Source organism: Haloarcula amylovorans (genome assembly GCF_004681185.1).
GTDB classification, from domain to species: Archaea; Halobacteriota; Halobacteria; order Halobacteriales; family Haloarculaceae; genus Haloarcula; species Haloarcula amylovorans.
Map to the genome: position 1 here is coordinate 1,248,583 of NZ_SRIF01000002.1, position 26,662 is coordinate 1,275,244.

The 26,662-nt window shown below is 63.4% G+C and carries 26 protein-coding genes; 8 read left to right on the forward strand and 18 right to left on the reverse strand.

Going from position 1 to position 26,662, the window contains the following annotated elements; genetic code table 11:
- Positions 1-2 precede the first annotated feature (2 nt).
- Positions 3-953 carry an MBL fold metallo-hydrolase gene (locus E4S61_RS13650; RefSeq protein WP_135304479.1) on the forward strand — a complete coding sequence of 317 codons (951 nt, stop codon included), beginning with the start codon at positions 3-5 and terminating at the stop codon, positions 951-953.
- On the opposite strand, the gene E4S61_RS13655 is transcribed toward E4S61_RS13650, so the two are convergent.
- From E4S61_RS13655 to E4S61_RS13720, 14 genes are all read right to left on the reverse strand, one after another.
- The gene (locus tag E4S61_RS13655) at positions 945-2,501 is read right to left on the reverse strand and encodes an NADH-quinone oxidoreductase subunit N (protein WP_135304480.1); all 1,557 of its coding nucleotides are present in this window, start codon (positions 2,499-2,501) and stop codon (positions 945-947) included. The two genes, E4S61_RS13650 and E4S61_RS13655, sit on opposite strands and share 9 nt — an antisense overlap.
- Positions 2,502-4,031 carry a complex I subunit 4 family protein gene (locus tag E4S61_RS13660; protein ID WP_135304481.1) on the reverse strand — a complete coding sequence of 510 codons (1,530 nt, stop codon included), beginning with the start codon at positions 4,029-4,031 and terminating at the stop codon, positions 2,502-2,504. It abuts the gene before it with no gap.
- On the reverse strand, positions 4,032-6,125 hold the full coding sequence (gene nuoL / locus E4S61_RS13665) for an NADH-quinone oxidoreductase subunit L (protein ID WP_135304482.1): 2,094 nt from the start codon (positions 6,123-6,125) through the stop codon (positions 4,032-4,034).
- Positions 6,126-6,128: 3 nt separating this feature from the next.
- Entirely contained in the window at positions 6,129-6,431 is a 303-nt protein-coding gene (nuoK, locus tag E4S61_RS13670; protein WP_135304483.1) for an NADH-quinone oxidoreductase subunit NuoK, read from the reverse strand.
- Positions 6,428-6,886 carry an NADH-quinone oxidoreductase subunit J family protein gene (locus E4S61_RS13675; RefSeq protein ID WP_135304484.1) on the reverse strand — a complete coding sequence of 153 codons (459 nt, stop codon included), beginning with the start codon at positions 6,884-6,886 and terminating at the stop codon, positions 6,428-6,430. Before E4S61_RS13675 ends, nuoK begins: the two co-directional genes overlap by 4 nt.
- Positions 6,883-7,152, reverse strand: a complete 270-nt coding sequence (locus E4S61_RS13680; RefSeq protein WP_135304485.1) for an NADH-quinone oxidoreductase subunit J — start codon at positions 7,150-7,152, stop codon at positions 6,883-6,885. Before E4S61_RS13680 ends, E4S61_RS13675 begins: the two co-directional genes overlap by 4 nt.
- A 161-nt stretch (positions 7,153-7,313) precedes the next feature.
- The gene (locus E4S61_RS13685; RefSeq protein ID WP_135304486.1) at positions 7,314-7,775 is read right to left on the reverse strand and encodes a NuoI/complex I 23 kDa subunit family protein; all 462 of its coding nucleotides are present in this window, start codon (positions 7,773-7,775) and stop codon (positions 7,314-7,316) included.
- Positions 7,776-7,818: 43 nt separating this feature from the next.
- The gene (locus E4S61_RS13690) at positions 7,819-8,865 is read right to left on the reverse strand and encodes a complex I subunit 1/NuoH family protein (RefSeq protein WP_135304487.1); all 1,047 of its coding nucleotides are present in this window, start codon (positions 8,863-8,865) and stop codon (positions 7,819-7,821) included.
- Positions 8,865-10,547: an NADH-quinone oxidoreductase subunit D gene (locus E4S61_RS13695; protein WP_135304488.1), complete on the reverse strand. Its 1,683-nt coding sequence runs from the start codon at positions 10,545-10,547 to the stop codon at positions 8,865-8,867. Before E4S61_RS13695 ends, E4S61_RS13690 begins: the two co-directional genes overlap by 1 nt.
- Entirely contained in the window at positions 10,544-11,236 is a 693-nt protein-coding gene (locus tag E4S61_RS13700; RefSeq protein ID WP_135304489.1) for an NADH-quinone oxidoreductase subunit B, read from the reverse strand. Before E4S61_RS13700 ends, E4S61_RS13695 begins: the two co-directional genes overlap by 4 nt.
- Entirely contained in the window at positions 11,229-11,642 is a 414-nt protein-coding gene (locus E4S61_RS13705; RefSeq protein WP_135304490.1) for an NADH-quinone oxidoreductase subunit A, read from the reverse strand. Before E4S61_RS13705 ends, E4S61_RS13700 begins: the two co-directional genes overlap by 8 nt.
- A 365-nt stretch (positions 11,643-12,007) precedes the next feature.
- Positions 12,008-12,655, reverse strand: coding sequence for a 5-(carboxyamino)imidazole ribonucleotide mutase (purE, locus tag E4S61_RS13710; RefSeq protein WP_135304491.1), 648 nt, complete (start codon positions 12,653-12,655; stop codon positions 12,008-12,010).
- Positions 12,656-12,704: 49 nt separating this feature from the next.
- Positions 12,705-13,097, reverse strand: coding sequence for a hypothetical protein (locus tag E4S61_RS13715; RefSeq protein WP_135304492.1), 393 nt, complete (start codon positions 13,095-13,097; stop codon positions 12,705-12,707).
- A gap of 6 nt (positions 13,098-13,103) precedes the next feature.
- Positions 13,104-14,750 carry a uracil-xanthine permease family protein gene (locus tag E4S61_RS13720; RefSeq protein ID WP_135304493.1) on the reverse strand — a complete coding sequence of 549 codons (1,647 nt, stop codon included), beginning with the start codon at positions 14,748-14,750 and terminating at the stop codon, positions 13,104-13,106.
- A gap of 132 nt (positions 14,751-14,882) precedes the next feature.
- Here E4S61_RS13720 and E4S61_RS13725 point away from each other — a divergent pair, with 132 nt between their 5' ends.
- Both E4S61_RS13725 and E4S61_RS13730 read left to right on the forward strand, forming a co-directional pair.
- Complete coding sequence (locus E4S61_RS13725; RefSeq protein ID WP_135304494.1) at positions 14,883-16,358, forward strand: HEAT repeat domain-containing protein; 1,476 nt, start codon at positions 14,883-14,885, stop codon at positions 16,356-16,358.
- Positions 16,359-16,405: 47 nt separating this feature from the next.
- Positions 16,406-18,058, forward strand: a complete 1,653-nt coding sequence (locus E4S61_RS13730; RefSeq protein ID WP_135304495.1) for a phospholipase D-like domain-containing protein — start codon at positions 16,406-16,408, stop codon at positions 18,056-18,058.
- A 44-nt stretch (positions 18,059-18,102) separates the two neighbouring features.
- On the opposite strand, the gene E4S61_RS13735 is transcribed toward E4S61_RS13730, so the two are convergent.
- Positions 18,103-20,016 (reverse strand): DHH family phosphoesterase, encoded by a 1,914-nt coding sequence (locus E4S61_RS13735; RefSeq protein WP_135304496.1) that lies wholly within the window; start codon positions 20,014-20,016, stop codon positions 18,103-18,105.
- 251 nt (positions 20,017-20,267) lie between these two features.
- Here E4S61_RS13735 and E4S61_RS13740 point away from each other — a divergent pair, with 251 nt between their 5' ends.
- The 4 genes from E4S61_RS13740 to E4S61_RS25470 all read left to right on the forward strand — a co-directional run bounded on the left by E4S61_RS13740 (position 20,268) and on the right by E4S61_RS25470 (position 22,894).
- A complete protein-coding gene (locus E4S61_RS13740) occupies positions 20,268-20,765 on the forward strand; it encodes a Mov34/MPN/PAD-1 family protein (protein WP_135304497.1) in 498 nt (165 codons plus the stop codon).
- Positions 20,762-21,187 (forward strand): adenylyltransferase/cytidyltransferase family protein, encoded by a 426-nt coding sequence (locus tag E4S61_RS13745; RefSeq protein ID WP_135304498.1) that lies wholly within the window; start codon positions 20,762-20,764, stop codon positions 21,185-21,187. Before E4S61_RS13740 ends, E4S61_RS13745 begins: the two co-directional genes overlap by 4 nt.
- Before the next feature lie 333 nt (positions 21,188-21,520).
- Positions 21,521-22,195 carry a hypothetical protein gene (locus E4S61_RS13750; RefSeq protein WP_135304499.1) on the forward strand — a complete coding sequence of 225 codons (675 nt, stop codon included), beginning with the start codon at positions 21,521-21,523 and terminating at the stop codon, positions 22,193-22,195.
- 549 nt (positions 22,196-22,744) lie between these two features.
- Positions 22,745-22,894: a hypothetical protein gene (locus E4S61_RS25470; RefSeq protein ID WP_167768500.1), complete on the forward strand. Its 150-nt coding sequence runs from the start codon at positions 22,745-22,747 to the stop codon at positions 22,892-22,894.
- Here the strand turns inward: E4S61_RS25470 and E4S61_RS26540 are convergent.
- From E4S61_RS26540 to ribH, 3 genes are read right to left on the reverse strand one after another with little or no spacing between them, the layout of a single operon-like run.
- The gene (locus E4S61_RS26540; RefSeq protein WP_280663809.1) at positions 22,879-23,001 is read right to left on the reverse strand and encodes a hypothetical protein; all 123 of its coding nucleotides are present in this window, start codon (positions 22,999-23,001) and stop codon (positions 22,879-22,881) included. The genes E4S61_RS25470 and E4S61_RS26540 overlap by 16 nt on opposite strands.
- Before the next feature lie 27 nt (positions 23,002-23,028).
- Positions 23,029-24,189: a pyridoxal phosphate-dependent aminotransferase gene (locus E4S61_RS13755; RefSeq protein WP_135304500.1), complete on the reverse strand. Its 1,161-nt coding sequence runs from the start codon at positions 24,187-24,189 to the stop codon at positions 23,029-23,031.
- Entirely contained in the window at positions 24,186-24,590 is a 405-nt protein-coding gene (gene ribH / locus E4S61_RS13760) for a 6,7-dimethyl-8-ribityllumazine synthase (protein ID WP_135304501.1), read from the reverse strand. Before ribH ends, E4S61_RS13755 begins: the two co-directional genes overlap by 4 nt.
- Before the next feature lie 90 nt (positions 24,591-24,680).
- On the opposite strand from ribH, the gene E4S61_RS13765 reads away from it, so the two are divergent.
- Positions 24,681-26,618 (forward strand): flippase activity-associated protein Agl23, encoded by a 1,938-nt coding sequence (locus E4S61_RS13765; RefSeq protein WP_135304502.1) that lies wholly within the window; start codon positions 24,681-24,683, stop codon positions 26,616-26,618.
- Positions 26,619-26,662 lie beyond the last annotated feature (44 nt).

Here is a 26,662-nt window from a genome sequence, read left to right on the forward strand (position 1 = left end):
GTATGTTCACACGGGTGTCGATTCCGACGCCGTTCCAGGTCGGTGCGGTCAACGCCTACGTCGCGGGCCGTACCGTCGTCGACCCGGGGCCAGACAGCGAAGAGGCGTGGTCACGACTGCTCGAAGCTCTGGAAGCCAGAGAGCTCGTACCTGAGGATGTCACGCAGGTGCTCGTTACGCATCCCCATCCGGACCACTTCGGCCTGGCAGCGCGGTTTCGAAGCGAAGGCGCACGCGTCATCGCCACCCCGGACGCCGCCGACATCATGGAGGATTTCGGCGCGCGGCTGCGGTACGAACAGTCGTACTTCGCGGACTTCTTCGAGCGGTGTGGTATCTCTAGAGAGACCGCAGAGGCGGTTACACAGCTTCCGGAGGCGTTTCTCGCCTACGCCCAAAGCGTTGCTACGGATAGAACGGTCGAAAGCGATGATACGGTGACGGTAGACGACGAACCGCTCACCGTCGACGAGGTCACTGGTCACGCCGTCGGTGAGTGCATCTTCTCGTACGACACCGACGGCCGCCGAGAGGCCATCGTCGGCGACAACGTTCTCGGTGATATCACGCCCAATCCGTTTCTCCAGCCACCGCCGGACCGCGGCGGTCAGCGACCTCGCGTCCTCCCGGCGTTCAACGACTCGCTCCGCTGGCTCCGCGAACAGGGCCACGACAGATTTCTCACCGGCCACCGCGAACCGGTCGAATCGCCGGCCGAACGCATCGATGTCATCTTAGAAGAACACGACCAACGGACCGAGGAGGTCGCCGATATCGTGAGTGAGGGCACAACGACACCGGCCGACGTGATGACGGCGTTGTTCGGCGACCTGCCGGCGACGGAGTATTTCTCGGGGATGAGCGAGGCTGTCGGTCACTTGGACGTGCTCGAAGCGAACGGTCGCGTGGAAAAACGAGCGAGCGGCGGCGTCTTCGTCTACGGCTTACAGTAGTTCGGCTGCGCGCATCGCGAGGTCCGAGACGGTGCCGAAGCCGGGGATCAGGAGCACCGTCACGACGGCCGCGGCGACGATTGCAGTGTAGAGACCGGTCGGATACGAGTCGATAGAGCGGTCACCAGTCGGCTCTTCGACCCACATCGCCTTGACGACTCGCGAGTAGTAGAACAGCGACAGTGCGCTGTTGATGACCAGCGAGGCAGCGAGCGTCCACGCGCCGACGTTCAGCGTCGCCGAGAAGAGGTAGAACTTCGAGAAGAACCCACCACCGATTGGCAGGCCGGCGAGGCTGAAGAGGAAGATGGTCATCGCGGCACAGGCCAGCGGAGCCTGTCGCCCGAGACCGTTGTAGTCCTCGAAGCGGCGACCGACACCCCAGTACTCCGCCAGCGCGATGAACAGGAACGCGCCGGTGTTCATGAAGCCATAGACCAGCAGATGGGCCATCCCGGCGCTCATGCTGAAGGCCATCCCGTCGCCGGAGGCCGACAGCGCGGCCAGCCCGATGAGGACGTAGCCCGCGTGACCGACGCTGGAATACGCCATCATCCGCTTGACCTTCTCCTGGGTGGCCGCGGCGAAGTTCCCGACGAACATCGTCACGATCGCCAGGATCTGGAAGACGACGAACCAGCTGATGACGTCACCACTCGACGTAAGCGCGCCGATGGGGAACGCGACGGCGAAGGCGCGAAACGCCAGCACGAACCCGGCGGCTTTCGACGCCGACGAGAGGAACGCCGAGACAGGTGCGGGCGCGCCCTCGTATGCTTCCGGTGCCCAGAAATGGAACGGAACGGCGGCCATCTTGAAGGCGATTCCGCCGATGACCAGCAGGATACCGACGCCGAGTATCGACGCTGGCACCTGGGCCGACTGCGCCTGGATGGAACCATCGACGACCGCCTGGACGGTACCGCTGTCGATGGCCGCGGCGACGGCGTCGAACCGGAGGACGCCCGTCGCTGCGTACACCAGCGAGATGCCGTAGGCGAAGACGGCCGAGGACACTGCGCCGATGAGGAAGTACTTCAGGCCCGCCTCGACGCTTCCGCGGTTGTTCTTGAGAATCGCGACGAGCGCGTACGACGGCAGCGAGACGAGTTCGAACGCGACGAACGCCGTCGCCAGACTGTTCGCGGCGCTGAGGATGGACATCCCCGACGCCGATAGCAGCACGAGCGCGTAGAACTCGGCCTGGTAGGCGTGTTCTCTAATGTAGTCCGTACTCGCGAGCGTCACGAGCGCGGTGACGCTCGCCACGATGATCATGAAGAACAGCGCCATCTGGTCGACGACCAGCTGGCCGTTGAACAGCGTGGCGACTCCCTGACCGCCCTCTGACTGGGGGATCCCGGTGCCGCCGAAGATGAACCAGACGGCGAAGGCCAGCGAGGCCAGCGACCCGACGACGGAGACGCCGCCGAGCAGACTCGTGTTGGTCGTATCGGGATCGATGCTGTCGATTAACAGCAAGGCGAGCGCCGTCACACCGAGCGCGAGTGCCGGGGCGAGTGCCGCCCACGTGGGTAGCTGCACCATCTATGCACCACCTCCGGTGAGCGGCGCGATCGCGTGTTGAATCATGTCGTAGGAGAGGTCGGGGGCCACACCGAGTGCGATGACCAGCAGGAGGAGGACGGCCAGCGGCGCGACATCGTGGAACGCCGCAGGACCGACCTCGTAGTCCGTTTCCAGGTGGAAGCCACCGAAGAGCGTGCGTTGCATCGCCCACAGCAGGTAGCCGGCGACGATGACGATACCGAACATGGCGAGTGAGGTCAGTAGCGGTGCGGCACTACCGAGCGTCGCTGCGTCGAACGCGCCCTGGAAGATGAGGAACTCGGCGGCGAAGCCGGCCATCAGCGGCAGGCCCATGTAGCCGAAGGCCGCCGCGACGAAGATGCCGACCGTCCACGGCATCCGGTCTGCGAGGCCGGACATGTCACCAACCATCCGCGTGTGCGTCGTGTTGTAGATGACGCCGACGGTCATGAACATCAGTCCCGAGATGAGGCCGTGTGCGACCATCTGGAACGTCGCCCCGCCCATGCCGTGGGGCGTGAAGGCGACGAGGCCGAGGATGACGTACCCCATCGACGAGATGGAGGAGTACGCGACGATGCGTTTGAGGTCGCGTTGGGCCAGTGCCAGCATCGCACCGTAGATGACGCTGACGACGCCGACGATGGCGAGCGGGATGGCGAGCGCCCGCGCCGTCTCGGCGAGCATCGTGAAGTTGAACCGGAGCAACGCGTAGGTCCCCATCTTCAGGAGGACGCCGGCCAGCATGACCGACACCGGCGTCGGGGCCTCGACGTGGGCGTCGGGCAGCCACGTGTGCAGCGGGAAGACGGGCACCTTCACCGCGAAGCCGACGAACATCAGGACGAAGGAAATCGTCGCAAGTCCGATGCCTGCGATTTCAGGTAGTCCGGAGGCGTTCCGGAACGCTTCGGTCATCGCTGGTAGCGAAAGCGACGTGAGGTCCGTGCTGAACACCAGCGCGAACAGGCCCGCGAACATGACCAGCGAGGCCACGTTCGTGTAGACGAAGAACTTGATAGCGGCGTACTTCCGCCGAGGACCGCCCCAGACGCCGATGAGGAAGTACATCGGGATGAGCACACCCTCCCAGAAGACGAACCAGAGGAAGAAATCCAGCGCCGCGAAGACGCCGATGAGGCTCACCTCCATCAGGAGCATCAGGCCGTAGAACTGGGACTGGCGCTCGGAGATGGGCGTCCACGCCGAGACGATCGCCAGCGTGGTCAGGATGGTCGTCAGCGTGAGCAGCGGCATGCTGACGCCGTCTAGCCCGACGTAGTAGGAGATGCTGTAGCCGGCGAGGTCGATCCACGGAATCTGCTGACCGAACGCGACGCCTTCCGGCGACAGCAGGGCGTTGCCCGCCCCGCCGTTCTGGGTCAGGAAGACGTAGTACATGTAGATACTCGCCAGCGCGGGCACGGCGCTGACGGCCGCGGAGACTTTCCCGGCCAGGCGGTTTGGCGTCAGCATAACGCCGACGCTACCGAGGAGTGTTACTGCGAGGAGTGCAGCGATCCACATTCAGAACCACCCCCCGGCGAAGCCGAAGACGGCCAACAGAAGCACGAGTCCGAGCGTCAGCAACATCGCGTAGTTGTTGACGACACCCGACTGGATGCGACGCATCCGACTGCCGCCGAACAGACTCACACTGGAGACGCCGTTGACGACGCCGTCGACGACGCCCTGATCGAACTTATCCATCGCGCGCGAGAGTGGGTAGGTGGCACCCGTCGCGAGCCACACCTGATACTCGTCTTGATAGTAGTTGTGCATGAGTAGCGTCTTCAGACCGCCCAGTTTGTCCGTGTGCTCGGTCGGGCTGGGACCGCGGTACAGCGCCGTCGCGGCACCGGCACCAGCCAGCGCCAGTCCGAGCGAAACGGCCGCCGAGGCGAGCAGCGTCGGCGTCTCGCCCAGCGGATAGCCCGCACTGACGTGGGCCACGTCGTGTAGGAGCGTCTCGTAGTGGTGAAGCCCGGTGTTGAGCGCCGCGGGCCAACCGCCCTCTTCGGGGCCGAGGAGCCATGCGTGCAGGAAGTCGATGTGTGAACCCGTGAGTTCGACGACCGGTTTCATGTTGATGAACCCGACCGTCGCCGCCAGCACGCCGAGCACCGCGAGCGGCCCCTTGACGTTCCAGCGAACGCCGTGGGGGTTGCGCGCGGTGTCCGTCCGAGCGTTCCCGTGGAAGGTGAGGAACACCATCCGGAAGGTGTAGAAGCCGGTGAAGAAGACGGCCAGTAGTCCCATCGCGTACGCGAGGAGATACGCCGTCCCGAGACCGCCTTCGCTGCCGAATCCGTGGATGAGTGCCTCGTAGAGCACTTCGTCCTTCGACCAGAACCCGGCGAAGGGAACGATACCGGCGAGCGCCAGCGACCCGGAGAGGAACGCGTAGTAGGTCACCGGCATCTTGTCTTTCAGGCCACCCATGTCCCACATGTTCTCGTTGTGGTGCATGGCGATGATGACCGAGCCGGCACCGAGGAACAGCAGCGCCTTGAAGACGGCGTGGGTGGTCAGGTGGAAGACGGCGGCGACGTAGCCGCCGGACCCCAGCGCGAGCATCATATAGCCGTACTGAGAGATGGTGGAGTACGCGAGCACCTGCTTGATCTCCTGTTTGACGAGGCCCATCGTCGCCGCGAACAGGGCCGTGAAGCCACCGACGAGCGCGATGACGGCCAGCGCTGTCGGGGAGATCGCGTAGAACCCGTACATGCGTGCGACGAGGTAGACGCCGGCCGCGACCATCGTCGCCGCGTGGATGAGCGCGGAAACGGGCGTCGGACCCTCCATCGCGTCGGGGAGCCAGGTGTGAAGCGGGAACTGCGCGGACTTCCCGATGACGCCGCCGAGCACGAGCAGCCCGAGCACGGTGAACCACGCTTGCGGACCGAGACCGACCGTGTCGAGCATCCCGATGGCCTCCGTCTCGCCGTCGACGATGGCGTGTTCGGCCAGTACCGGGAAGCTCTCGGCGACCACTTCACCGCCCTGCGTGACGGGCGCGAAGAGGCCGGTACCGAAGGTCGCAAAGATGCCGACGACGCCGATGAGGAAGAAGTAGTCACCGAAGCGGGTGACGAGGAACGCCTTCTTCGCGGCGCTCGGCGGGCCATCCTCGCGGAACCAGAAGCCGATGAGCAGGTACGAACACAGGCCCACGAGCTCGAAGAACATGAACGCCATCAGCAGGTTGTTGGCGACGACGAACCCGAGCATGCTCGCGGTGAACAGGCCGAGTCCGGCGTAGTAGCGCGGGAGGCCGGTCTCGCCTTCGTCGTTCATGTAGCCAAGTGAGAAGACGTGGACGAGGAAGGCGATGAGACAGACGATGAGCAACATCAGCGCCGAGAGCGGGTCGAGCAAGAGTCCGAAGCGAAGCTGAAGCGACTCCACGCCGGCGACCCACGTGTAGATAAACTCGTTGTGGACGCTGCCGCCGGCGACGGTCAGCGCGACCCAGATAGAGAGCAGTAGGGACCCACCCGTCGCGGCGATGCCCGCGAGCGCGCCGCCTTTCGGCATGCGGTCGCCGGCAAACAGCGCGACGAGGAACGATACGAACGGGAGCAGCACGATCGCTGGAGCGTATGTGAATGCAGCCATCTGTTACCACCTCATCGTCGTCGCCTTCGTCACGTCTACGTCTGTGAAGTTGCGGTACAGCACGAGGATGATACCGATCCCGACCGCCACTTCGGCGGCGGCAAGCGCCATCGTGAACAGGCTAAATACCTGTCCAGTGAGGTTGCCGTGCTGGAGCGAGAACGCGACGAAGTTGATGTTCGCCGCGTTCAACATCAGCTCGACGGACATCAGGAAGATCAGCGCGTTCCGCCGAGTGAGGATACCGAAGAGGCCGATACAGAACACGGCCGCAGAGAGCAACAGGTACGCCTGTGCGGGAATCACGCGTCGTCACCCCCCGTCTCGACCGCCTCGCCACCGTCGGATCGCTGGCCCGACGTACCTCGCAGTCCATCGGACTGCTCACCACCGTCCGTGGCGACGGTGGTTTCGTCCGCCTCGCTACCGACGCCGAGACCGACGATCGCGCCGGCTTCCTCGCGGCGGGCCAGCATGACCGAACCGACCAGCGCGGCGACGAGGACGACGTCGATTATCTCGAAGGCGATGAGGAACCCTTCGCTTGGCACGGCCGACTCGCCCTCGCCCATCAGCACGCCGGGCGCGATATCGAACATCGCCGCGCCCAGACTCTTCGTGATGGCGGCACCTTCGCCGAACCCGGCCGGTGCCGGGAAGGAGACGCCGATGAAGACGGCTCCGAGGACGACGAACAGTGCGACTGCGGCCAGTCCCGCGACGAAGTTCCCTTCGGTGTTGAGTTCCGGTCGGTTCGTCATCGTGCCACCTCGATGACGGACTCGTCCTCGCGGGTCAACATCACCGCGAAGGTGATGAGGATGAGGACGCCCCCGACGTACACCAGAATTTGCATCGTTGCGACGAACGCCGCTTGGTTCAGGACGTAGAACACGGCGACGCTGACCAGTGACACACCAAGTAACAGCGCCGAATGCCAGACGTCCCGAACTAACACGACGCCTGCCGCACTGCCCACCGTCACCATGGCGAACAGTGCGAACGCGATTGACTCGTACAGTCCCATCTTATCTTGAGACTCTTTGCGGCGTCCCTTTGAAGATTCCTCTTTCGTCTCGGAATCGGGAGGGGTCGAACCGCCCTAGACGGTGGCCTGTCGGCAAGCTATTGACAGGTAGGTTATGAAAATGCCGCGAGAACCGAAAACGAGTCGCCGATACGGGTCGATTACTGATAGTCGATTTCGCCTTCGCCCTCACCGATCCACGCGCCCCGGTCGGGTTCGCGGGATTCGAGAGGATCGATGTCCTTGTACCACGGGACGTTCTTGAGCTGCTCCTTGTCGTAGGCGAACTCGTCTTTCGTGTCCGCGGTGAACTCGAAGTTCTGGGTCAGCAGGATGGCGTCGGTCGGGCAGACCTCCTCACAGAGGCGACAGTAGATACACTGGCCGATGTGGAGGTTATACTCCTCGCCGTTTCGCTGGTCGTCCATCACAATCTGGATGGTGTTGTTCGGACAGACGTTCTCGCACTGCCGACACCAGATACACCGCTCTTGGCTCCACTTGTGGACGCCGCGGAAGCGGGGACTTACCTCGGGGGCGACTTCCGGGTACTCCACCGTGAACGTCTCCCCGTCGAGGGCGTGTTTCATCGTCGTTGCCATGGATTTCAGGATGCCGATCATAGTCAGTTACCTCCGAATGTAGTCGTCGGTGCGCAGGTCGCCATCAGACGATCACCCCGACGATGACCGCGGTCAGTAGCAGGTTCGCGAGCGAGAGAACCAACATTCCCTTCCAGCCAATCTCGATGAGTTGGTCGATTCGCACGCGGGGAATCGCCGAGCGCGCCCACTGCGTGAACAGGAAGACTCCCCAGATCTTGATCATGAACCAGATAAATCCGAGACTCGCCGGTCCCGGCCCGGCCGGGCCGCCGAGGAAGATGGTGGCGATGATCGCGCCGCCGAGGAAGATGTGGATGAACTCCCCGAGGTAGATGAGCACGAAGTATACCGAGGAGTACTCCGTCTGATACCCGGCGACGATTTCGGTCGGGGCTTCCGGAATGTCGAAGGGGTTCCGGCCGACCTCCGCGAGGTTCGCGATCATGAACAGCACGAACGCGAAGGGGTTAACGAACGCGTACCACGAGGGCAGCGGCCCGATGAGCGGCTGGGTCTGGGCCGCGACGATTTCGCTCATCTGGAGCGACCCGGCGAAGAGGACCACCGAGGCACCGGTGAGGATAAGCGGAATCTCGTAGGCGACGTTCTGTGCGACGGCGCGCAGCCCGCCGAGGAAGGAGTACTTGTTGTTCGACGCGTAGCCGGCCATAATCAACCCGACCGAGGCGATAGAAGCCGTCGCGAACACGTAGGCCAGACCGACTTCGGGGTCTGCGAGGTGGATACCGCTTCCCATCGGGATGACAGCAAAGCCGAGCAACGCGGAGCTGGCGATGAGGAGCGGTGCGATGTCCCACGCAGGACGGTCGACGCCGTCGGGAACGATGAGTTCCTTCGAGAGCAGGCGAACCGCGTCAGCCGGGATGGTTCCCAGACCGAACGGGCCGATACGGTTGACGGCGATGCGGTCGGTGAACGCGGCGGTAATCTTTCGCTTCGCCCACGGGCCGGCCAGCGCCGTGTTCGTCATCATCAGCGTCCCGATAAGGGCCGCTCCCACGAGGCTCATCAGTATCATTACCGGCGTGCTGTTCGGGTCGAGCCCGACGAGTTCCGCCAGCGTCTCCGGAAGCGGGGCTGACTGCATCAGCGGTCGACCTCCCCGAGCACGATGTCGAGGCTACCGAGTGAGGCGATCATGTCCGGGATATACTCGCCCTGGGACATCTCCGGTAGCGTCTGGAGGTTCGAGAAGCACGGACTGCGAATCTTGAAACGAGCGGGCTTGTCCGTGCCGTCCGAGCGGATGTAGATGCCGAGTTCGCCCTTCGCACCTTCGACGGCGCGGTAGATCTCCCGGTCCGGGTCCGGACGCAGCGTCCGGGGAACGTTGGCCTGAATCTCGCGTTCGTCTTCGGGCCACTGTTCGAGGAGGTCCACACACTGTTCGATGATGCGCGCCGACTCCTCGACTTCCCGCATGCGGACGAGGACACGGCTGAAGTTGTCGCCGCCCTCCTCGGTGACGACGTTCCAGTCGAGTTCGTCGTAGTAGCCGTAGGGGTCGTCGCGGCGCAGGTCGTAGTCGACGCCCGACCCGCGTGCGACGGGACCAGTTGCGCCATATTGCTTGACCTCCTCGGGAGAGAGGACGCCGGTATCGACACACCGCATCTGGAAGATTTCGTTGCCCGTGATGAGGTCGTGGTACTCCTCCAGCTTGTGCGGCAGGCCGTCGAGGAAGTCTCGGGTCTTCTCGAAGAACTCCTCGCGCGGCTCCGGCAGGTCCCACGCGACCCCGCCGAGGCGCATGTAGTTGAACATCAGGCGCTGCCCGGTGAGGTCTTCGAGGATGTTCTGAATGACTTCGCGGTCGCGGAACGCGTACTGGAAGGTGGCGGTGAAGTCGCCGAAGACGTCCAGCGCGAACGTCCCGAGCGCGAGCATGTGTGCCGCGATACGGCACAGCTCGGCGGACATCGTCCGGATGACCTGTGCGTACTCGGGCACCTCGATGTCGGCGAGGTCCTCGGCCGCACGCGCGTACGCCCACTCGTTAAGGATACCGGCGGAGACGTAGTCCCACCGGTCGGGGTAGGGCATGATCTGGTGCCGATAGGTCCCGTTCTGACACATCTGCTCCTCACAGCGGTGGAGGTAGCCGATATCAGATTCGATGTCAGCAATCTGCTCGCCGTCGAGTACCGTCTTCACGTGCAGGACACCGTGGGTCGCCGGGTGGTGTGGACCGATGTTGACGAACATCGTGTCCGGGTCGTCCGCGCTACGGTGGTCGTCCTGCAGTGGGTTGGCGTTCTCGCGCAGCGTGACGATCTGTGGCTGGTCCTGGTTGTAGTCCTTCGAGAGCGGGTGGCCCTGCCACGTCTCGGGCAAGAGGATGCGCCGCAGGTCCGGGTGGTCGTCGTAGTTGATACCGACGAGGTCGTACGCCTCACGTTCGTGCCAGTCGGCCGTCGAGTAGACACGAGCGGCCGACTCGTTGTGGGGATCGTCCTTCGGTGAGGGAACGACGATCGACAGTTCCTGCGTGGGGTCGTCGAACTTCCGGAGGTGATAGATGGACTCGTAGCGGTCGTCGTACTCCTGTGCCGTGACGCAGGCACAGTGGTCGAAACCGGCTTCGGTCTTCAGCTTCGAGAGAACCTCCTGTACCTCGTCGGGTCGGATGACGAATCCTTCGGCGTTGACGTGGGTCTCGCGGTCGAGTACGTGGCCGCCGAGTAAGTCGGCCAGCGCGTCGTAGTCGAGCCCCTCGTCGGTAACGCCGACTTCGCTCGTCGTGCCGGGTGTGGGTTTCTCCAGACTCATGGCGAGTTGTCCCAGTTGTACCGCATCACGAGGTCGTCCTCGTCGATATCGTCGGCGAGTTTCTGAACGAGTTCGTCCTGTTCGAGGTCACCGAACTGTTCGAGTTCGTAGGGCTTGACCGTCACGGGCGAGGACTCGCCGTTCGCGATACGTTCTTGGAGTTTGGCGATGCCGTAGATAAGCGCCTCGGGGCGGGGCGGGCACCCAGGAACGTGGATGTCGACCGGGATAACTTCCTCAGCGCCCTTGATGACGTTGTAGCCTTCCTGGAACGGGCCGCCCGAGATGGTACACGAACCCATCGAGACGACGAACTTCGGTTCGGGCATCTGGTCGTAGACGCGCTTCATCCGCGGGGCGAACTTCGAGACGATGGTCCCCGGGACGACGATGACGTCGGCCTGTCGCGGCGACGCGCGCGGGACACCCGCGTGGAAGCGGTCGAGGTCGTGTTTGATAGCGTAGGTGCTGATCATCTCGATGCTGCAACAGGCAATCCCGAACTGCAGCATGAACATCGAGGAGCCCCGGACCCAGTTCATGAACTTGTCGAACTTGGTCAGGATGAACGGCGTCGACCCGAACGCCTCGCGTAGCGTCGAGTTGAATCGGTCGTCTACGCCCTCTCCCATTCGGGCTTCCTGTGTCGATACGTCCTCAACCGCCGGTGGTGTCTGGTCACTACTCATATGTGTCTGCCCCCTTGGTGGCGTGCGGACTGCGCACCCACTGAACTGCGCCGTTTCGCCACGCCCAACCGAGACCGACGACGAGCACGCCGATGAACGCGACCATCGGCAGCAGAACCTTCGACATGCCGACCGCGCTGACGGCGTCGCGGTAGATGACCGTCCACGGGAAGATGAGGACGGTCTCGATGTCGAAGACGACGAACAGCAGCGCGACCATGTAGTACTGAATATTGAACTTGATCTGCTGGCTGCTGCCCGTCGGCACCTCGCCGGACTCGTAGGTGGCTGTTTTGCCTTGTTCGGGAACGCGCGGACGGAGGAGGCTCGATACCATCATCATCCCGATGGGTATAGCGAGCGCCACGACCGCGAGTGCCCCGATGGCGATCCATGGATTACTCATTCCGGAATCTCCTATCGTCCGACGGTTAGGTGTACTCGCATATAAGGGTTGATAACCGTCACGGCGGCGGAATTCGAGGGGTTCGGACCTTCTGAGACCAACACGACGCATGTGGTGTTCTCCCCCGCGAACTGCAGGCGCTCAGCGGCCACTGTCGATCGAACCGAGCATCGCTTTATCGTGTGGACTGCTGTCTCGTGGGCGTCGCCTGTTCGACTCATCGAGGCCGCTAGCGTGGCCTCCCCCTCTCCGCTGCGCTTCTCCGAGGGCCGCGCTCCTTTCAGTCGCGCATCCCTCGTTACTGCTTCACGACTCACTACGTTCGTCGTTTCGCTTCGAGGTTCCGCACTCCGTTCGGAACCTCGCTACTCCCAATATTCGTCTTTGAATCCTGGCGTCCCAAGTTCGTGTAAGTCCCGAGATGCGTCGCCGACCTCCTCCTGTAGCCCCTCGTGGTACTCGACCAGACGGCCGCGCAACTCTTCGTGTTGCCGCGAGAGAATTTGCGCCGCGGTGAGCGCGGCGTTGAACGACTTGCCGGCGTCGACGGCGGTGATGGGCGCACCCTGTGGCATTCCGATGACCGAATCGACGGACTTCTCCTGGACGGGGACGCCGACGACCGGGAGCGGGTAGGCGATGCTCGCAGTCATGTTTGGGAGGTCCGCTGACTTTCCACCGGCCCCGGCGATGATGACATCGAGACCGCGGGCTTCTGCCGTCTCGGCGTAGGCGTACATCAGGTCCGGCGTCCGGTGAGCGGAGACGACGAACGTCTCGAATGTAAAGCGGGCGTCCGGGGCGTCGGTGAAGTCGGTCTGTTCCTCAAAGCCCAGTTCGTCTGCGAGGGCGGCATAGGCTCCGGGACGCTTGCCCTTGCCGCCGGCCATCGTCGGGAGGTCCGAATCGGACCCCATCACGATACTCACGTCTGGCGTCTGGTCGTTGGGTCGGTCCATCTCCGCTTCCTCGTGCAGTTGGTCGATAAGCGACTGGACGTTCTCTGCGGTCATGTAAGAGGGTCCGACCGGCGGTGCTGTAAGTGTGGGCGATTTCACTTCGTCAGTCGTCGCCCAGCATCGATTCGAGCGCGTCGTAACACGCCTGTGGATCGGCGGGAAATAGCTTGAGTGGCTGTGTCTCACCCGAGACGCTGATTCTGAGCGCGCCGCGCTTTCGGTAGGTGAGCGCAGTACTGAGAAGGCCGGCGGCGACGAAGAATGCCGCGAGCGGGAGACTCCGCCCGACCGACGCGAGACCGAACCCGACGAGACCGAGACTCATGACCACGAGGAACCAATCCACGTCCTGCAGCGTCACGTCGACGACGCCCGAGAGGGGGACGGCGACGGATTCCTCGTCCGGCCGATCGACCAGAACCCGGTCGTCCCTGATGGTTATTCGGCCGCCGCTTCGCAGGACACCCTCGTACACCGTCTCGCTTTCGTCGGGCATCGCGGGTCAGCCGTCGCCGGAGACGGACGGTCGGTCGCCGCCGCGGCCGCGCAGCCGGTCAAGCGCCGAGACGAACTCGTCGTCGTCTTCTGTGAGCTCCGCCCACGCGCTGAGGCCGCGCTCCTCGCGGGTCCCGGGGATGGTGTTGTCGAGGACGAACGCGACGAGGCCGCCGACGACCATCCCGGTGCCGCCGACGACGAACAGCGTCGTCGCCACGACATCGGTTCCCAGTACCGCACCGAGTACCGGGACGCCGGCGAGACCTTGCTGGAGCGCCGTCGCCCCGGAGGCATCCAGTCCCTGTCCGACCTGGCTCATGTACTCCGGGACGGCGAGACCGGCAAAGAGGGCGAACCCGACGATGAAGACGTTGCGGTTGGCGTCTAAATCGACGTATTTCAACTGTGAGAGACCGACGGCAGCTATCTGGCCGAACATGACCATATAGAGTCCCCCGATGATCGGCGCGGGGATCGTCGCGAACAGCTCGCCCATCGGGCCGAAGTAGCCGACGAGAATCATCACTGCGGCACCGATCTGGACGACGTATCGGGAAGCGACGCCAGTGATGGCAATTGCGCCGACGTTCTCCGTGTAGGACGTACAGCCGTTGCCGGTACCCATGATGCCGGCGAAGACGTTGCCGATACCTTCCATGCCGATACCGTGGTCGATGCGCTTCGCGCTCGGTGCGCCCCTCCCGGCGATGCGGGCGACCGAGTGATAGTCGCCGAAGCTCTCGACGACAGAGGCGAGCATCCCGGCGAACATCCCGACGATGAACCCGGGCGTGAACTGCGGAAGCCCCCACTGGAAAGGGTAGATCGGCTGGAGCAAGGGGGCGCTCGTCACGCTCCCGAGCGCGACGTAACTCACCGACCCCTCGGCGAAGACACCGGTCACCGAGAGCACGGCGGCGACGCCCCACGCGAAGGCGATGCCGAGCAGCACAGGGAACAGCTTAAACGCCCGGTGACGCCGATCGAGGTACTGTGAGAAGACGACGATGGCGAGCATCGTGAGACCGAGGAGCCACCAGTTCTGTCCCGTTCCGGGCGCGGCGAAGTTCGGGTTCGCAATCTGCGGGACGTTGAACAGCGCGAGGCCGATGAGTGCGATGACGGGCGCAATGACGACAGGTCCCATGTACCGCTTGAGCTTCCCCATCACGCCGGTGTAGCCGATGAGCATCTCGACGAGGCCGGCGACGATGACCGCGCCCTGTAACTCGACGAGCATCGTCTGCCAGTCGGCACCCTGCTGGGCCAACACGCCGACGATGGCCAGTCCCGGTGCGAGCATCGAGAACGTCCCGCCCTGCACGATTGGGTAGCGGTTCCCGATGGTCGTCTGAGCCAGCGTCGCAATGCCGGAGACGACGAAGAACGTCCCGATGAGACGGCCGACCTGCCCCGGCGCTGCCTCGAACATTCCCATCGCGCCCGCGAGACCCAGCGGAATCGCGACGGACGCACCGATCATGGTCAGGTAGTGTTGAACGCCAAGCAGTATCGACTCGCCTCGCGGCGGTCTGTCTTCGATGCCGTACTCAACGAACCCGGCGGCTGACGGCTCGTCCCCGACGTCCGGTCCCTCCGGCGCAACGTTCTTCTCCACCTCCTCAAAGTCGTCTCTGTCGTCAGATCTCATTGGCTAACTACACAGGACGTAGCCACGGTGCCACAAATCTCTTGCCAGTTGGACTCGCTCGGGCTATCCGACGGCTCGTGTCCCCATTTGGAAAGGAAAACGCTCTTAGCCCGTACCGACACACGTCCGTACATGAGCAACGGGGACGACGAGACGGCGGCCTCGAACGGGGAGTCCACCGACGAGGAGCCCGCGGACGAGCCAGTCGATACCGAGGCGGAAAACGACGCAGAGAGCGAGGAAGCGGCGACCGACGCGGCCCCGGAGTCGGACGAAGCGAACGTTACTGCGCCGGATACGGCCGAAGACGGAGAGCAGGCCGGAGACGACGAGTCCGACGACGAAACCGAAGCGGCGGACGCAGACGAGGCGGAAGCCGAAGAGGACGGGGCCACTGCCGACGACCTCAACGCGCGTCTCGACGAGACCGAAAGTGACCTCGAAAACGCCGAGACGGAGGCCGACCTCGACGAGATCGACCGCTCGCTCGACGAGACCGAGAGCGATCTCGAAACCGTAGACTTTCCTGAACCCGACGACGGCGACGAGGACGAGGACGCCGAAGACCCGCGAGCAGACCTCGAAGACCGCATCTCGACCATTCGCGAGGACGTCGAAGCCCAGCGTGGTCCCTACGCCGAAGACGTCGTCGGCACCGTCGAGAACGCCCAGACCACGGTCGAAGAGAGCGAGTGGACCGACTCGGGCGAGGAAGAGGCCCACGCGGCCGTCGTCACGTTCCTCGATGCGAGCGAGGAGTACGTCGGTCACGACGCCGACGCCGGTGATGACCTCGATGCTGCGGCCGACGCGCTCGGCACTGTCGCCGACGCCGTCGAGAGCGCGGACCTTGACGCCGACGACGACGCCGAGACCATCGAGGGGCTGCTCGAAGCCGCCGAAACACTCGAAGACGACCTCGAAGCCGCCGAGGTGTGGGACGACCTCACCGTCCAGGAGCAACTCGACTACAAGGGGTTCTACGACGTGCTGACCAACGAGAACCGCAAGGACTTCCCAGCGGAGTGGAACGCCGCGAAGATTCACGCCGCCGAAGGGAACGTCGAAATGGTGGTTTTCGCACTGGAGAAGGTCGGCTCGGAATTCATGGAGGAGTACATCATCGACATCCTCTACAACCTCGGAAGCGACGCCGAACCCGCCTTCGACGTGATGCACCAGCGCGCACAGAAGCGCGACAAAGGCCCGATCAAAGTCCTCGGGAAAATCGGCGACGACCGCGCGATAGAGACGCTCCACGACTTCATCGACGGAGACGGCGACGCCGCTCTCCAGAAGGTGACGCTCCGTTCACTCGGCGCGATCGGCAGTCCCGAGTCCGTCCAACCCGTCGCCAACCGACTCGACGCCGACAACTCAGAGATTCGTTCCTCTGCAGCCCGCTCGCTCGGACTCCTCGGTGACACCCGCGCTATCGACCCACTTTCGGACGTTCTCGAAAGCGACGAGAGCGACGAAGTCCGCGCCTCGGCCGCGTGGGCGCTCCGCCAGATCGGCACCGAGGAGGCCTTCGACGAAGCGGCCAAGTACGCTGACGACCGCGCCTACCTCGTGCAGGCCGAAGCCGAGAAGGCCACCGGCTACTGACTCCCTGAGACGAGCCTTTTTGTACCAACGGGCGACCACCCCGCCCTATGCGGTCGCCTACCGTCGCTCTCGTACTCGTCGTCCTCCTCGTCAGCGCCGGCCCGACCGCCATCGCTATCCCGGCACTCGATACCTCCGTGGCCGAGACCGAACCCGGGACGCCGCCGCCCGCTCAAATCGCCGCGACGCCGACGATTCACGCCGTCTATCCGGACCCGATAGCCGCCGGTGACCGCGGCGAGTTCGTCGTTCTCTCCGTTCCCGATTCGACGGTGCTCGGCCGATTCTCGCTCACGGACGGCCACACTACGGCCGAACTGCCGAACCGGACTGTGAGCGGGAACGTCGTACTTACCGACGCTCCCGTCCCCGTTCGCAATCTGACCGATGCTCCCGTCTACGGGCTGGAAACCGCCCCCTCACTCGCCAACGGGGGTGACACTGTCCAATTGCAGCGGAACGGAACCGTCGTTTCCACAGTTCGCTACCGCGACGCCTCGGAGGGCGAGCTGGGCGTCGTGAATGGATCGGCGATTCGCTGGCGACCGCTCGGCGCGACGGCGCGTCCGGTCGTCAGCGGCCGCGCGAGCGAGGTGCGCGCGTTCACGCTCCCGGACGCACCGAACGCTCCGCTCGCACCTATCCGCGCTGCCGACGACAGAGTCCTCCTCGCCGGCTACACGCTCTCGTCCGCGCGCGTCGCCGACGCACTCGTCGCCGCTCAGCGGCGAGGGACAATGGTTCGCGTCCTGCTAGAGGGGGGGCCGATCGGCGGTCGAACTCGAACCGAAGCCAGAACGCTCGACCGTCTCAGCGACGCCGGCGTCGAGGTCCGCGTCATCGACGGCCCGTACGCCCGCTATAACTACCATCACGCGAAGTACGTCGTCGCGGATGAGCGAGCAGTCGTCCTCACCGAGAACTGGAAACCAGCCGGCGTCGGCGGTAACAGCAGCCGTGGATGGGGTGTCGCGACAAGCCAGCCCCGGGTTGTCGACGGACTGGTAGCGACGTTCGAAGCCGACGCCGGGTGGCGCGACGCCGTCCGATGGCGCGAGTACCGGCGCGGTCGAACCTTCGAACGAGGCGAGCGTGCCGACGCGACCTATCCGAGGGCGTTCGAACCGAAGACGGTGGCCGTCGAACGAACCGAGCTGCTCGTCACGCCGGATAACGCACAGCGAGCGCTGGTCGCCGAACTCGACGCCGCGAACGACTCGATTGCGGTGATCCAGCCGACGGTCGGTGATTGGGACGAACCGCTTCTGCGTGCGCTCCGTCGCGCCGCCAGCCGCGGCATCGAAGTGCGACTGCTGTTGAGTAGCGCGTGGTACTCACGGGAGGCGAACCAGCGGACCGTCGACCGATTCGAGGCGTGGGCCGAGCGAACCGACGCGCCGCTGTCGGCTCGCCTCGCCGAGCCGAGCGGTCGGTTCACGAAGATACACGCGAAGGGCGCGGTCGTCGACCGCAACCGTGTCATCGTCGGGAGCCTGAACTGGAACGAACAGGCCGCGACGACGAACCGTGAGGTCGTGTTAGTACTCCACGGGTCGGAGGCAGCGACCTACTTCGGTCGGGTGTTCGACGCCGACTGGTCGGGCGGGAAGCCGACGGTTCCGCTGGCGCTCGGCTGTGCCGTCCTCGGAATCGTCGTCGTCGCCGGTCTCGCCGCTCGACGGGTTCGATTCGCATCGTAACGCAGAACGCGGACTGCCGGACGAGACTGCCGGTCGCCGGTGGTTCAGACTTCCTCTGGGAGCGCCGTCGAACTGCCGAGTTCCTCGTCGATCTCGGCCTCGGCCATTTTCTCGACGAGAGCGTCGATGACCTCCTCGCGCATGCCCGAGACGAATTTGATGGAGCCGACGACGAGGTGGCCGCCGCCGGAGACGCCGCCGCCGTTCACTTCTTCGGTCAGTTCGGTGACCATCCGCGGGATGTCGAGTCGGACGCCGTCACTCCGGAGGACGGCGAAGTCCGGGCCATAGCCGATGGTGATGACCGGGTCGCCGGTCTCTGCGACCTTCTCGTCGTGAATCTTCCCCGTTGTCTTCCCCGGCGCGGGGTAGGTAAAGCGGTGAGCATGGTTCTCGACGTCGATGCGGTAGAGATGTGCGCCGTTGTCGAGTCGCTCGTGTTCGACGTGGCTCATTGCGGCGTCGAGTTGGTCCTGTACGTCGCGCTCGGCGCGGTCGGCGAGGAAGTCGACCAGTTCTGCGTGCCGCTCGCGGTCGTCGCAGCTGACGTTGAGCGCGTCGGTGATGAGGCGCTCACCGGAACTGTAGCGGAGCCAGTGGGTTGCGTAGTCGAGCGCCTCACCGATGTCGCGCAGGTCGTCCTCGTCGTAGCCCTTCTCGGCGGCGAGATCGAGGTAGTCGCCCATCGCTTCGCTCTCCGAGCGGTCGGAGAGACCGGCGACGGCGGGGACGTGCTTGAGGTCCTCGGTGAGGTCCGGGTCGATCATCCGGGCGAGTTCGACACAGAGCATCCCCGTGGTGATACGGTAGTCCTCGTCGTGGAGGTAGGGGTTGACGTGTTGTTCGATGAGGGGTTCGACGGCTTCGGGGTCGGGGTGATGGTGGTCGACGACGACGACGGGAATGTCGTAGTGTCGGAGGTTACGGTAGGCCGGCGTGTCTTCCTCCGTCGAACCGTTGTCAAGCATCAGTACCATCGGGAGCTTCTGCCCGTGGCGAGTGCGGTCTTCCAGCGCGAAGTTGAGGTCCCGAGTCACGTCCTCCATCTCGTAGTAGGGGGCCTTGCTCGGCAGGCGCTTGAGGAGATGCTGGGGCGCGTCGCTGTCCTCGTAGTGGTCGGCGATGAATCGTTCGAGGGCGACCTGTAGCGGGACGCTGGCACAGAGGCCGTCGCCGTCGGCGTGATGGCGCATCCGAATCGGGCGGCCGGAGAGGACGGTCTTTCGCAGTTCCGTGGCGACCTCGCGGAGGTCGTCCCACAGCTTCTCGAAGGCGTCCCACTCGACCAGCGGGTCGATGTCGGCTGGTTCGGCGGCGTTCGCGAGCGCGTCGTCGAGGTCGGCCTGTACGTCGGCGGCGTCGTCGCCTTCGAGAACCGACAGCGAGTCCACCTCGACCTGGACGCCGCCGTTTCGGTCCTCGGCGGTGCCCGAGACGCGAACGATGTCGTCCATCTCGATGCCGGGATGAGCGCGGACCCCGGCCTCTTCGAAGGCGGCACACGGGACGATGCCGGTGCCGTCGCGGACTTGAAATACGGTCGGACCGCCGGTCTGCTTTATCTGGACGACCTGGCCCTCGACGACGACGGTGTCGCCCGTCGCGTCGTCGAGATCGGTGACGGCGGCCGTCGTCCCGTGAGGGACGTGTTCGGTCGCGTAGTCGGACAGCTGGACTTCCTCGAAGCTCAGGTCGCCGTCGGGACGGACCTCGCCGAGTTCGACGACGAACTCGTCGCCCACGTCGTAGCGGCCCAGTAGGTTCGAGTCGTGGACCAGCCCGGACACTTCCTCCGAGAGGTCGACGAAGACGCCGTAGTCGACCACGCCGTTGACCGTGGCGTGGTAGCGTTTCCCCTGTTCGACGTCCTCTGCGGTACACTCCGCAGCGAGATCGTAGACGGTGGCTCCCCCGTCGGGAGCCTCGGCACCGTCGTCGGTGCCAGTTGGCGAAGACATTTGGCGTCTCTTCGTCACTCCCCGGTTTGTACCCTTCGAAATCGCTGGCTAGGAAAACGCGTTGCTGGTATCGGGGTCAGTGCTGTAGTGCTGTAGTGCTGTAGAGTCAGAAAGCCCCGCCTAATAGCTGGCTAGTCAACTGACACGATTGGAGTCTCTAGCTGTTCGCGGCAAAACCGCTATTCAGTTCCCCGACTAGGTGCCATCCAGAGAGCGGAACCCTTAGAACGCCGCCGGCCCCACTTCCTCGCATGGGGCTGTTTCGCTCGGGCGGCATCGTCGGCATCGCCAGATCGGCGCTGGATTTCGCACGCGCCGCGTCCGAGGAATCCCACCCGAACGAGTACATGGGGCTGCTCAGGGGCGACGACGCGGAGAAAGTCGGTATCGACGAGGACGGCACCGTTCTCACCGACGTCCTCGTCATCCCCGGGACGGAGTCGAACCCGGTGAGCGCGACGGTCAAGACGAGCATGGTACCGAACGACATGCGCGCGGCGGGGTCGATTCACTCTCACCCCAACGGCGTTCTCAAACCGAGTGACGCCGACTTGCAGACGTTCGGCCGCGGCGACGTCCACATTATCGTCGGCTACCCGTACGGCCCGGACGACTGGCAGGCCTTCGACAACGAGGGCGAACCCGTCGAATTGCCGGTGCTCGACGTCGAACCGCCCGAGGAGGCGTTCTTCGATTTCGACCAGTCCGACATCGACGCCGAGTTGCGCGAGGAGGAGTTCGACTCGTGACCCGCGTCGTCGCGCAGGGCACCTTCGATATCCTCCATCCCGGTCACGTCCACTATCTACAGGACGCGAAGGCGATGGGCGACGAACTCCACGTCATCGTCGCGCGCTCGGTCAACGTCACACACAAGGAACCGCCGATCGTGCCGGACGAACAGCGTCGACAGATGGTCAGTGCGCTCAAGCCCGTCGACGAGGCACACCTCGGGCACCCGGAGGACATCTTCGTCCCCATCGAGCGCATCCGACCCGACGTCATCGCGCTGGGGTACGACCAGCACCACGAGGTTGGGGGCATCGAGGCGGCGCTTTCCGAGCGTGGGTTGGAGTGTGACGTTCGGCGCGCCGGGCCGCGAGAGGCCCGTGAGGACGAACTGCTCTCATCCGGTCGGATCATCGGGAAGATTCTAGAAGAACGGGGGTGAGCGGGTCGGTACCTCTGGTGGTTGTTTCAGGAATACCGAATGGCGAATGTAATTTCTCCCGAAAGCGACGAAAAGCGGATCAAAACACCTGCCTGCAATATCAAAAGCACAATATTGGGATTTTGTAGTAAACTTTAACAGCGGTGAGGAAAAATATATATGTTGCTGTCTGAGAACGGTGCCGGACATAGCCGAAGAAAAGTACTTCAAACAATGGGTGCTAGCGGAGCGACTGTTTTCGGGGCCACTAATCTCTCTGGTCGTGTATCTGCCTCTTCTCCAACGGAAGTTACTGAACTTTCCCTGTCGGATGGGATGCAACCGTTGGTAAGTATGGTCAATCGTGAGGATTTTGCACAGATCGAGTATGAGTTGGTGGAGGAACTCGGAGCCAGAAGACAAATCAACGACTCCTCCATTCATAAAATAATTGAACATAACGGTGAGGCTCGTTATGTAGTCTCTGTTCCGTATACAATCAGAGAGGACGACGAAGAAGTATTTATACAGTATAATGGACTGGACTCTCTGTCAGAGGATGCGAAAACCGAATTGGACGAAGATATCCCGACCGTGATTGGATACCACTCGATCCAATCTCCAGAAATTGAGGTCCAAGCGAATGTATCTATCGACTGGTCTAGTGTTGATATGTATCCCGTTGATGAGGGTGAAGTAACGGTCCATTCAGGAGACGATAGCACAAATTCGATTGAAATTAGTAATCTTCCCGGAGATGACGATTGTGTCTGTCATAAACAGGTTGCGACTGACTGTGCACCGAGCTTGTCATGTCTAGCGGACATTGCCGGCGCCTTTGCTTTAGCTACCGGTGCATGTGGTGCGTGTTATCTTGACCCAGAACCTGTAACAAAAGGACTAGCTTGTTCTGCAGGTATAGGGACGATTCTAACCCAGTATGATAGTCCCAGTTGCCTAGGCCGTGAAGATACGACTAACCGGTGTATACCAGAAACACATCCAGATAGTGATGTAATCTGTGGGTAAATTGGTGTAATATATCCTGTATCCGACCCGATTGTTGTGAACTGAATGAAAGGTGTTAAACCGAAAGCAACAGTGACAATAAACTGCCAAATGAATCCATCTGGTGTCATCGGCGTCTTATTCATTTTGGTTGGTTCTCTGATGACTATAGAACAGTCGATTTTCACTAGCAACAGTACGATAACAGACATAGCTTTGGGTGTATTAATTACCGTCACTGGGGTTTCATTCTTGATCCAGTCTATTCAAGACCCTCCAGTAGAACAGTACAGCGTACCGATATATATCATAATCCTTTCTCTTTTGATTGCGGTAATACTGTTCTCAGTTCAGATGCTATTTTATATACTGTAGCCTTCGTGTCTTTCTGCTCAGATACCACGAGGTCGGAGGGATCGAGGCAGCGCTGGTGAAGCACGGGCTCGACTGTGACGTTCGGCGTACCGGGCCGCGTGAAGCCCGCGATGACGAACTGCTTTCCTCTGGTCGGATCGTGGGAAGATTCTGGAAGAACGGGGGTAGCTGTCAGTTCGATTTTGCTGGCATATATTGACCGTCCAGTCGCCGGTACGCCCAGAGCGCGATAGCGCCGACACCGATGGCGACGAAGAACGGCCGGCCCCACCACGTGGCGTCCTCGAAGAACTGTGGGACGGCGGCGAAGGCGATGGCGGCGAGTCCGATCAGGACGGGACGTAGCGCTGGAGGCCCCAGCGTTCGACGGCGAACTCGAAGCTCTTGGTGATGAGTGCGACGAGGGCGAGCGCTGCGACGAACTCGGTGTCGATCGGAGGGAGGGCGAGCATCGGAGGTGGGGCAGTGATCGCTGTGCGTTACAGCAAGCCGGCGTCGTCGAGACGCTCGACTGCTTCTTCGAGTCGCTCCTTGCTGTTGGCATACGAGATACGCGCATAGCCGGGCGTCCCGAACGCGCTGCCGGGGACGGTGGCGACCTGCGCGTCCGAGATAGCCTGGTCACACCACTCCGTATCGTCGCCGTCAGGGGCGACTTCGGGCATCATGTAGAACGCGCCCTGGGGTTCGGGGACGTGGACGCCGTGCTCTTCGAACAGTTCGATGAGGAACTCCCGCCGGTCGGCGAACGCCTCGACCATCTCCTCGACGGCTTCGTCGGTGTTGGTGAGGGCCTCGACGCCCGCGTGCTGGACGAAGTTGACCGCACAGGAGACCGAGTGCGAGTGGACCTTCCCGGCCTGTGAGACGAGTTCTTCCGGGCCGGCGAAGTAGCCCAGTCGCCAGCCGGTCATCGAGTAGGCCTTCGAGAAGCCGTTGAGCGTCACGGTGCGGTCTTCCATCCCGTCGAGGGTTCCCAGACTCGTCGCCTCGACGCCGTCGTAGGTAATCTCCTTGTAAATTTCGTCGGAGATGACGGTTATATCGTGTTCGACGGCGAGATCGCGGACGCCTTCGAGCGCCTCGTCGGAGTAGACGGCTCCGTGGGGGTTGCCCGGCGAGTTGACGACCAGGAGTTGGGTGTCGTCCGAGACGGCGTCGGCGAGGTCGTCGAGCGCGCCTTCGAGTTGGAAGTCGTGGGCGGCCGTATCGACGCGGGTCAGCGTGCCGCCGGCGAGTTTCGCCATCGCCTCGTAGGAGACCCATGCGGGGTCGAGTAAGGCAACCTCGTCTCCGTCGTCGATGATGGTCTGAAAGATCTCGTACAGCGCCTGCTTGCCACCGGGCGTGACGATGAGGTTGTCCTTTTCGTACTGAGTGAGCCCATCGTCGTGGAGCTTCTCGACGAGGGCTTCTTTGAGTTCGGGAATACCGTTCGAGGGAGTGTAGCCGGTGTGGCCCGCATCGAGGGCGGCCTTCGCCGCGTCCTTGATGTTCTCGGGCGTGTCGAAGTCCGGTTCGCCGACCGAGAGGTCGACGACGTCCTTGCCCTCGGCTTCGAGTTCGGCGGCCTTGTTGCTGATCGCGAGCGTCGCGCTCGGCTCTACACGTTCGACGCGGGATGCGAAGTCCATAGTCATAGGTTTGCGAGTTCGATGGCGCTCGTGACGGCCGAGCCACCCTTGTCCGTCCGTGCCTCGGCTTCGTCCTTGCTCATGCCCGGCCCGATGATACCCAGCGTAACGGGGGTGTCTCGCTGTAGGGAGACGTCGGTCAGGCCCTGTGCGGCGGCGTCGGCGATGACCTGATCGTGGTCGGTGTCGCCTTCGATGATGACGCCGAGCACCGCGACGGCGTCTACGTCCTCCCGACGCGCCAGCCGGTCGGCCGCGAGCGGCGTATCGTAGGCTCCCGGAACGGTGACCGTTTCGACGATGTCAGCGTCGTGGTCGGCCGCGGCCGCGTTGGCCGACTGTCTCATCGCCTCGATGACCGCCCCGTGTTTGTCGTACTGGGCGACGATCAGTCCGAGCTGCACCATACCTGTGTGGGCGGCTGTTGCCCCTAAAGACCTACCGTTCCAAGCCGGGAAACCAGAAGGATTCTAAGCCCCGCTGTGCTTTCTGCCGGTATGGCTTCGTCGAGCGGTGTGCTGTCGCCCCTCCAAGATGTTCGCCGAAAGGTCGGCGCGTGGACGAGAGACGACGACCACGCGACGCTGAAACTCGTCGCCGGGATCACGCTGCTCGCACTCGTCTTGCGACTCGCTTTCCTCGGTCAGCGCGTCGCTCACTTCGACGAGGGGCGGGTCGCTTACTGGGCGTGGCACTACAGCGAGAGCGGCTCCTTCGCCTACCGTTACATCATCCACGGACCGTTCATCCAACACGTCGACCGCTGGATGTTCGCGCTCATCGGGACCAGCGACTTCGCGATGCGCCTGCCCGTTGCCGTCGTCGGCGGGCTCCTCCCGCTCTCGGCGCTCCTGTTCCGCCGGCACCTCCGCCGGAGCGAGACCGTCGCGATGGCGCTGTTGCTCGCCATCAATCCCCTGTTGCTCTACTACTCGCGGTTCATGCGCAGCGACGTGCTCGTCGCGGCGTTCATGTTCGTCGCCTTCGGCCTGTTCGTCCGGTTCTACGACACGCGGCTCCCTCGCTACCTCTACGCCGCGTCGGTGTTCGTGGCCTTCGGCTTCGCCTCGAAGGAGAACGCGCTCGTCTACGTCGTGACGTGGCTCGGCGCGAGCGGCCTGCTCTTGGCGAAGGTCATCTTCCTGCCCAACGGCTACCGCGACGCGATTCTCTTCAGCACCGAGACGCCCTCCTCCGGAGAGATTCGGGCTCGGGTCGTCGGCGGGGCGAAGGCCCGAATAGCCGCCGGTCGCGGGGCGATTCGCTCGTTCCGGACGCGCCACGACAGCGCCGCCCGAGTGGTCGGCGCGTACGCCGGTCACCTCGTTCTCGCCGTCTTGCTGTTCGGGTTCGTCTCGCTGTTCTTCTACGCGCCCCGCGGCGCGGGCGTCCCCGGCATCGAACACCCGCCGGCTCCGATTACCGAAGGGACGGTCGGCTTCTGGGAGGGGATAACCAACCCGGCGCTGTTCGGCGACCTGTTGCAGGTGACCGTCGACCGGGTCGCCGACCAGTGGGGCGAGTGGCTCGAACCCGCCTCCGAGAAGACACAGGACGGCTACGTGAGTCACTTCAAGGTGTACCTGCAGGCGCTCGGCTTCGGGTCAGCGGCGCTGGCGCTCCTCGCTGGCGTGGGCTACGTGCTCGACCGTCTGGGTTACACCGCGCCGCGTCACCTCGTCCCGTTTCTCTTCTATGCGGGGTTCGTCTCCATCTTCGGCTACCCACTGGGGACCGACATCGGCGCGCCGTGGCTCGCCGTTCACACCGCCGTCCCGTTCGCGCTGCCCGCGGCGGTCGGCCTCGCGGCGATTTTCCGCTGGGGGCTGAACGCGCTTTCATCGGACGATGTAGAGGGCGTCGGCATCACCGCCATCGCCTTCTTCCTGGTGATACTGTTCGTCACCAACGCCGCCGTGACGCAGGTCTACACGAACTCGACCACCGACGGGAACCCGCTCGTCCAGTACGCCCAACCGGAGCAACCGCTCCGCGAGGAACTGACCGAGATGCATCGCATCTCGCAGGCCCACGACAGTGGTCCCGATGTCGTCGTCTATCACGGCGAGTCGGGCGATGACTACGATGGTGGGAACGCCTACGTCAAACAGAACCGCGAGGACTGGAACGAATCGTGGTGGAACACGCAACCGACGTGTATCAAGTGGTACAACATGCTCCCGATGCCGTGGTACTTCGCGTCGAGCGACGCACAGGTGGCCTGCGAGAACGGCGCGACCGCGCTCGGGACGCGACTTCAGCAGAACCAGCCGCCGATCGTCATCACGCAGGAGTTCGATTCGACGGCCCCCCGCGACCGCCTGCAAGCGGCCGGCTACGAAAACGAAACGTACTCGATGCGGACCAGCGGTTACAAGAACGTCTTCACGGTCTGGACCCACGAGGAGTACGTCCGCAACGAGACGGCGAGCTAGCGCGCGGTTCTCGTTCTCTCACCGCTCGCCCTGCTCACCTCGTT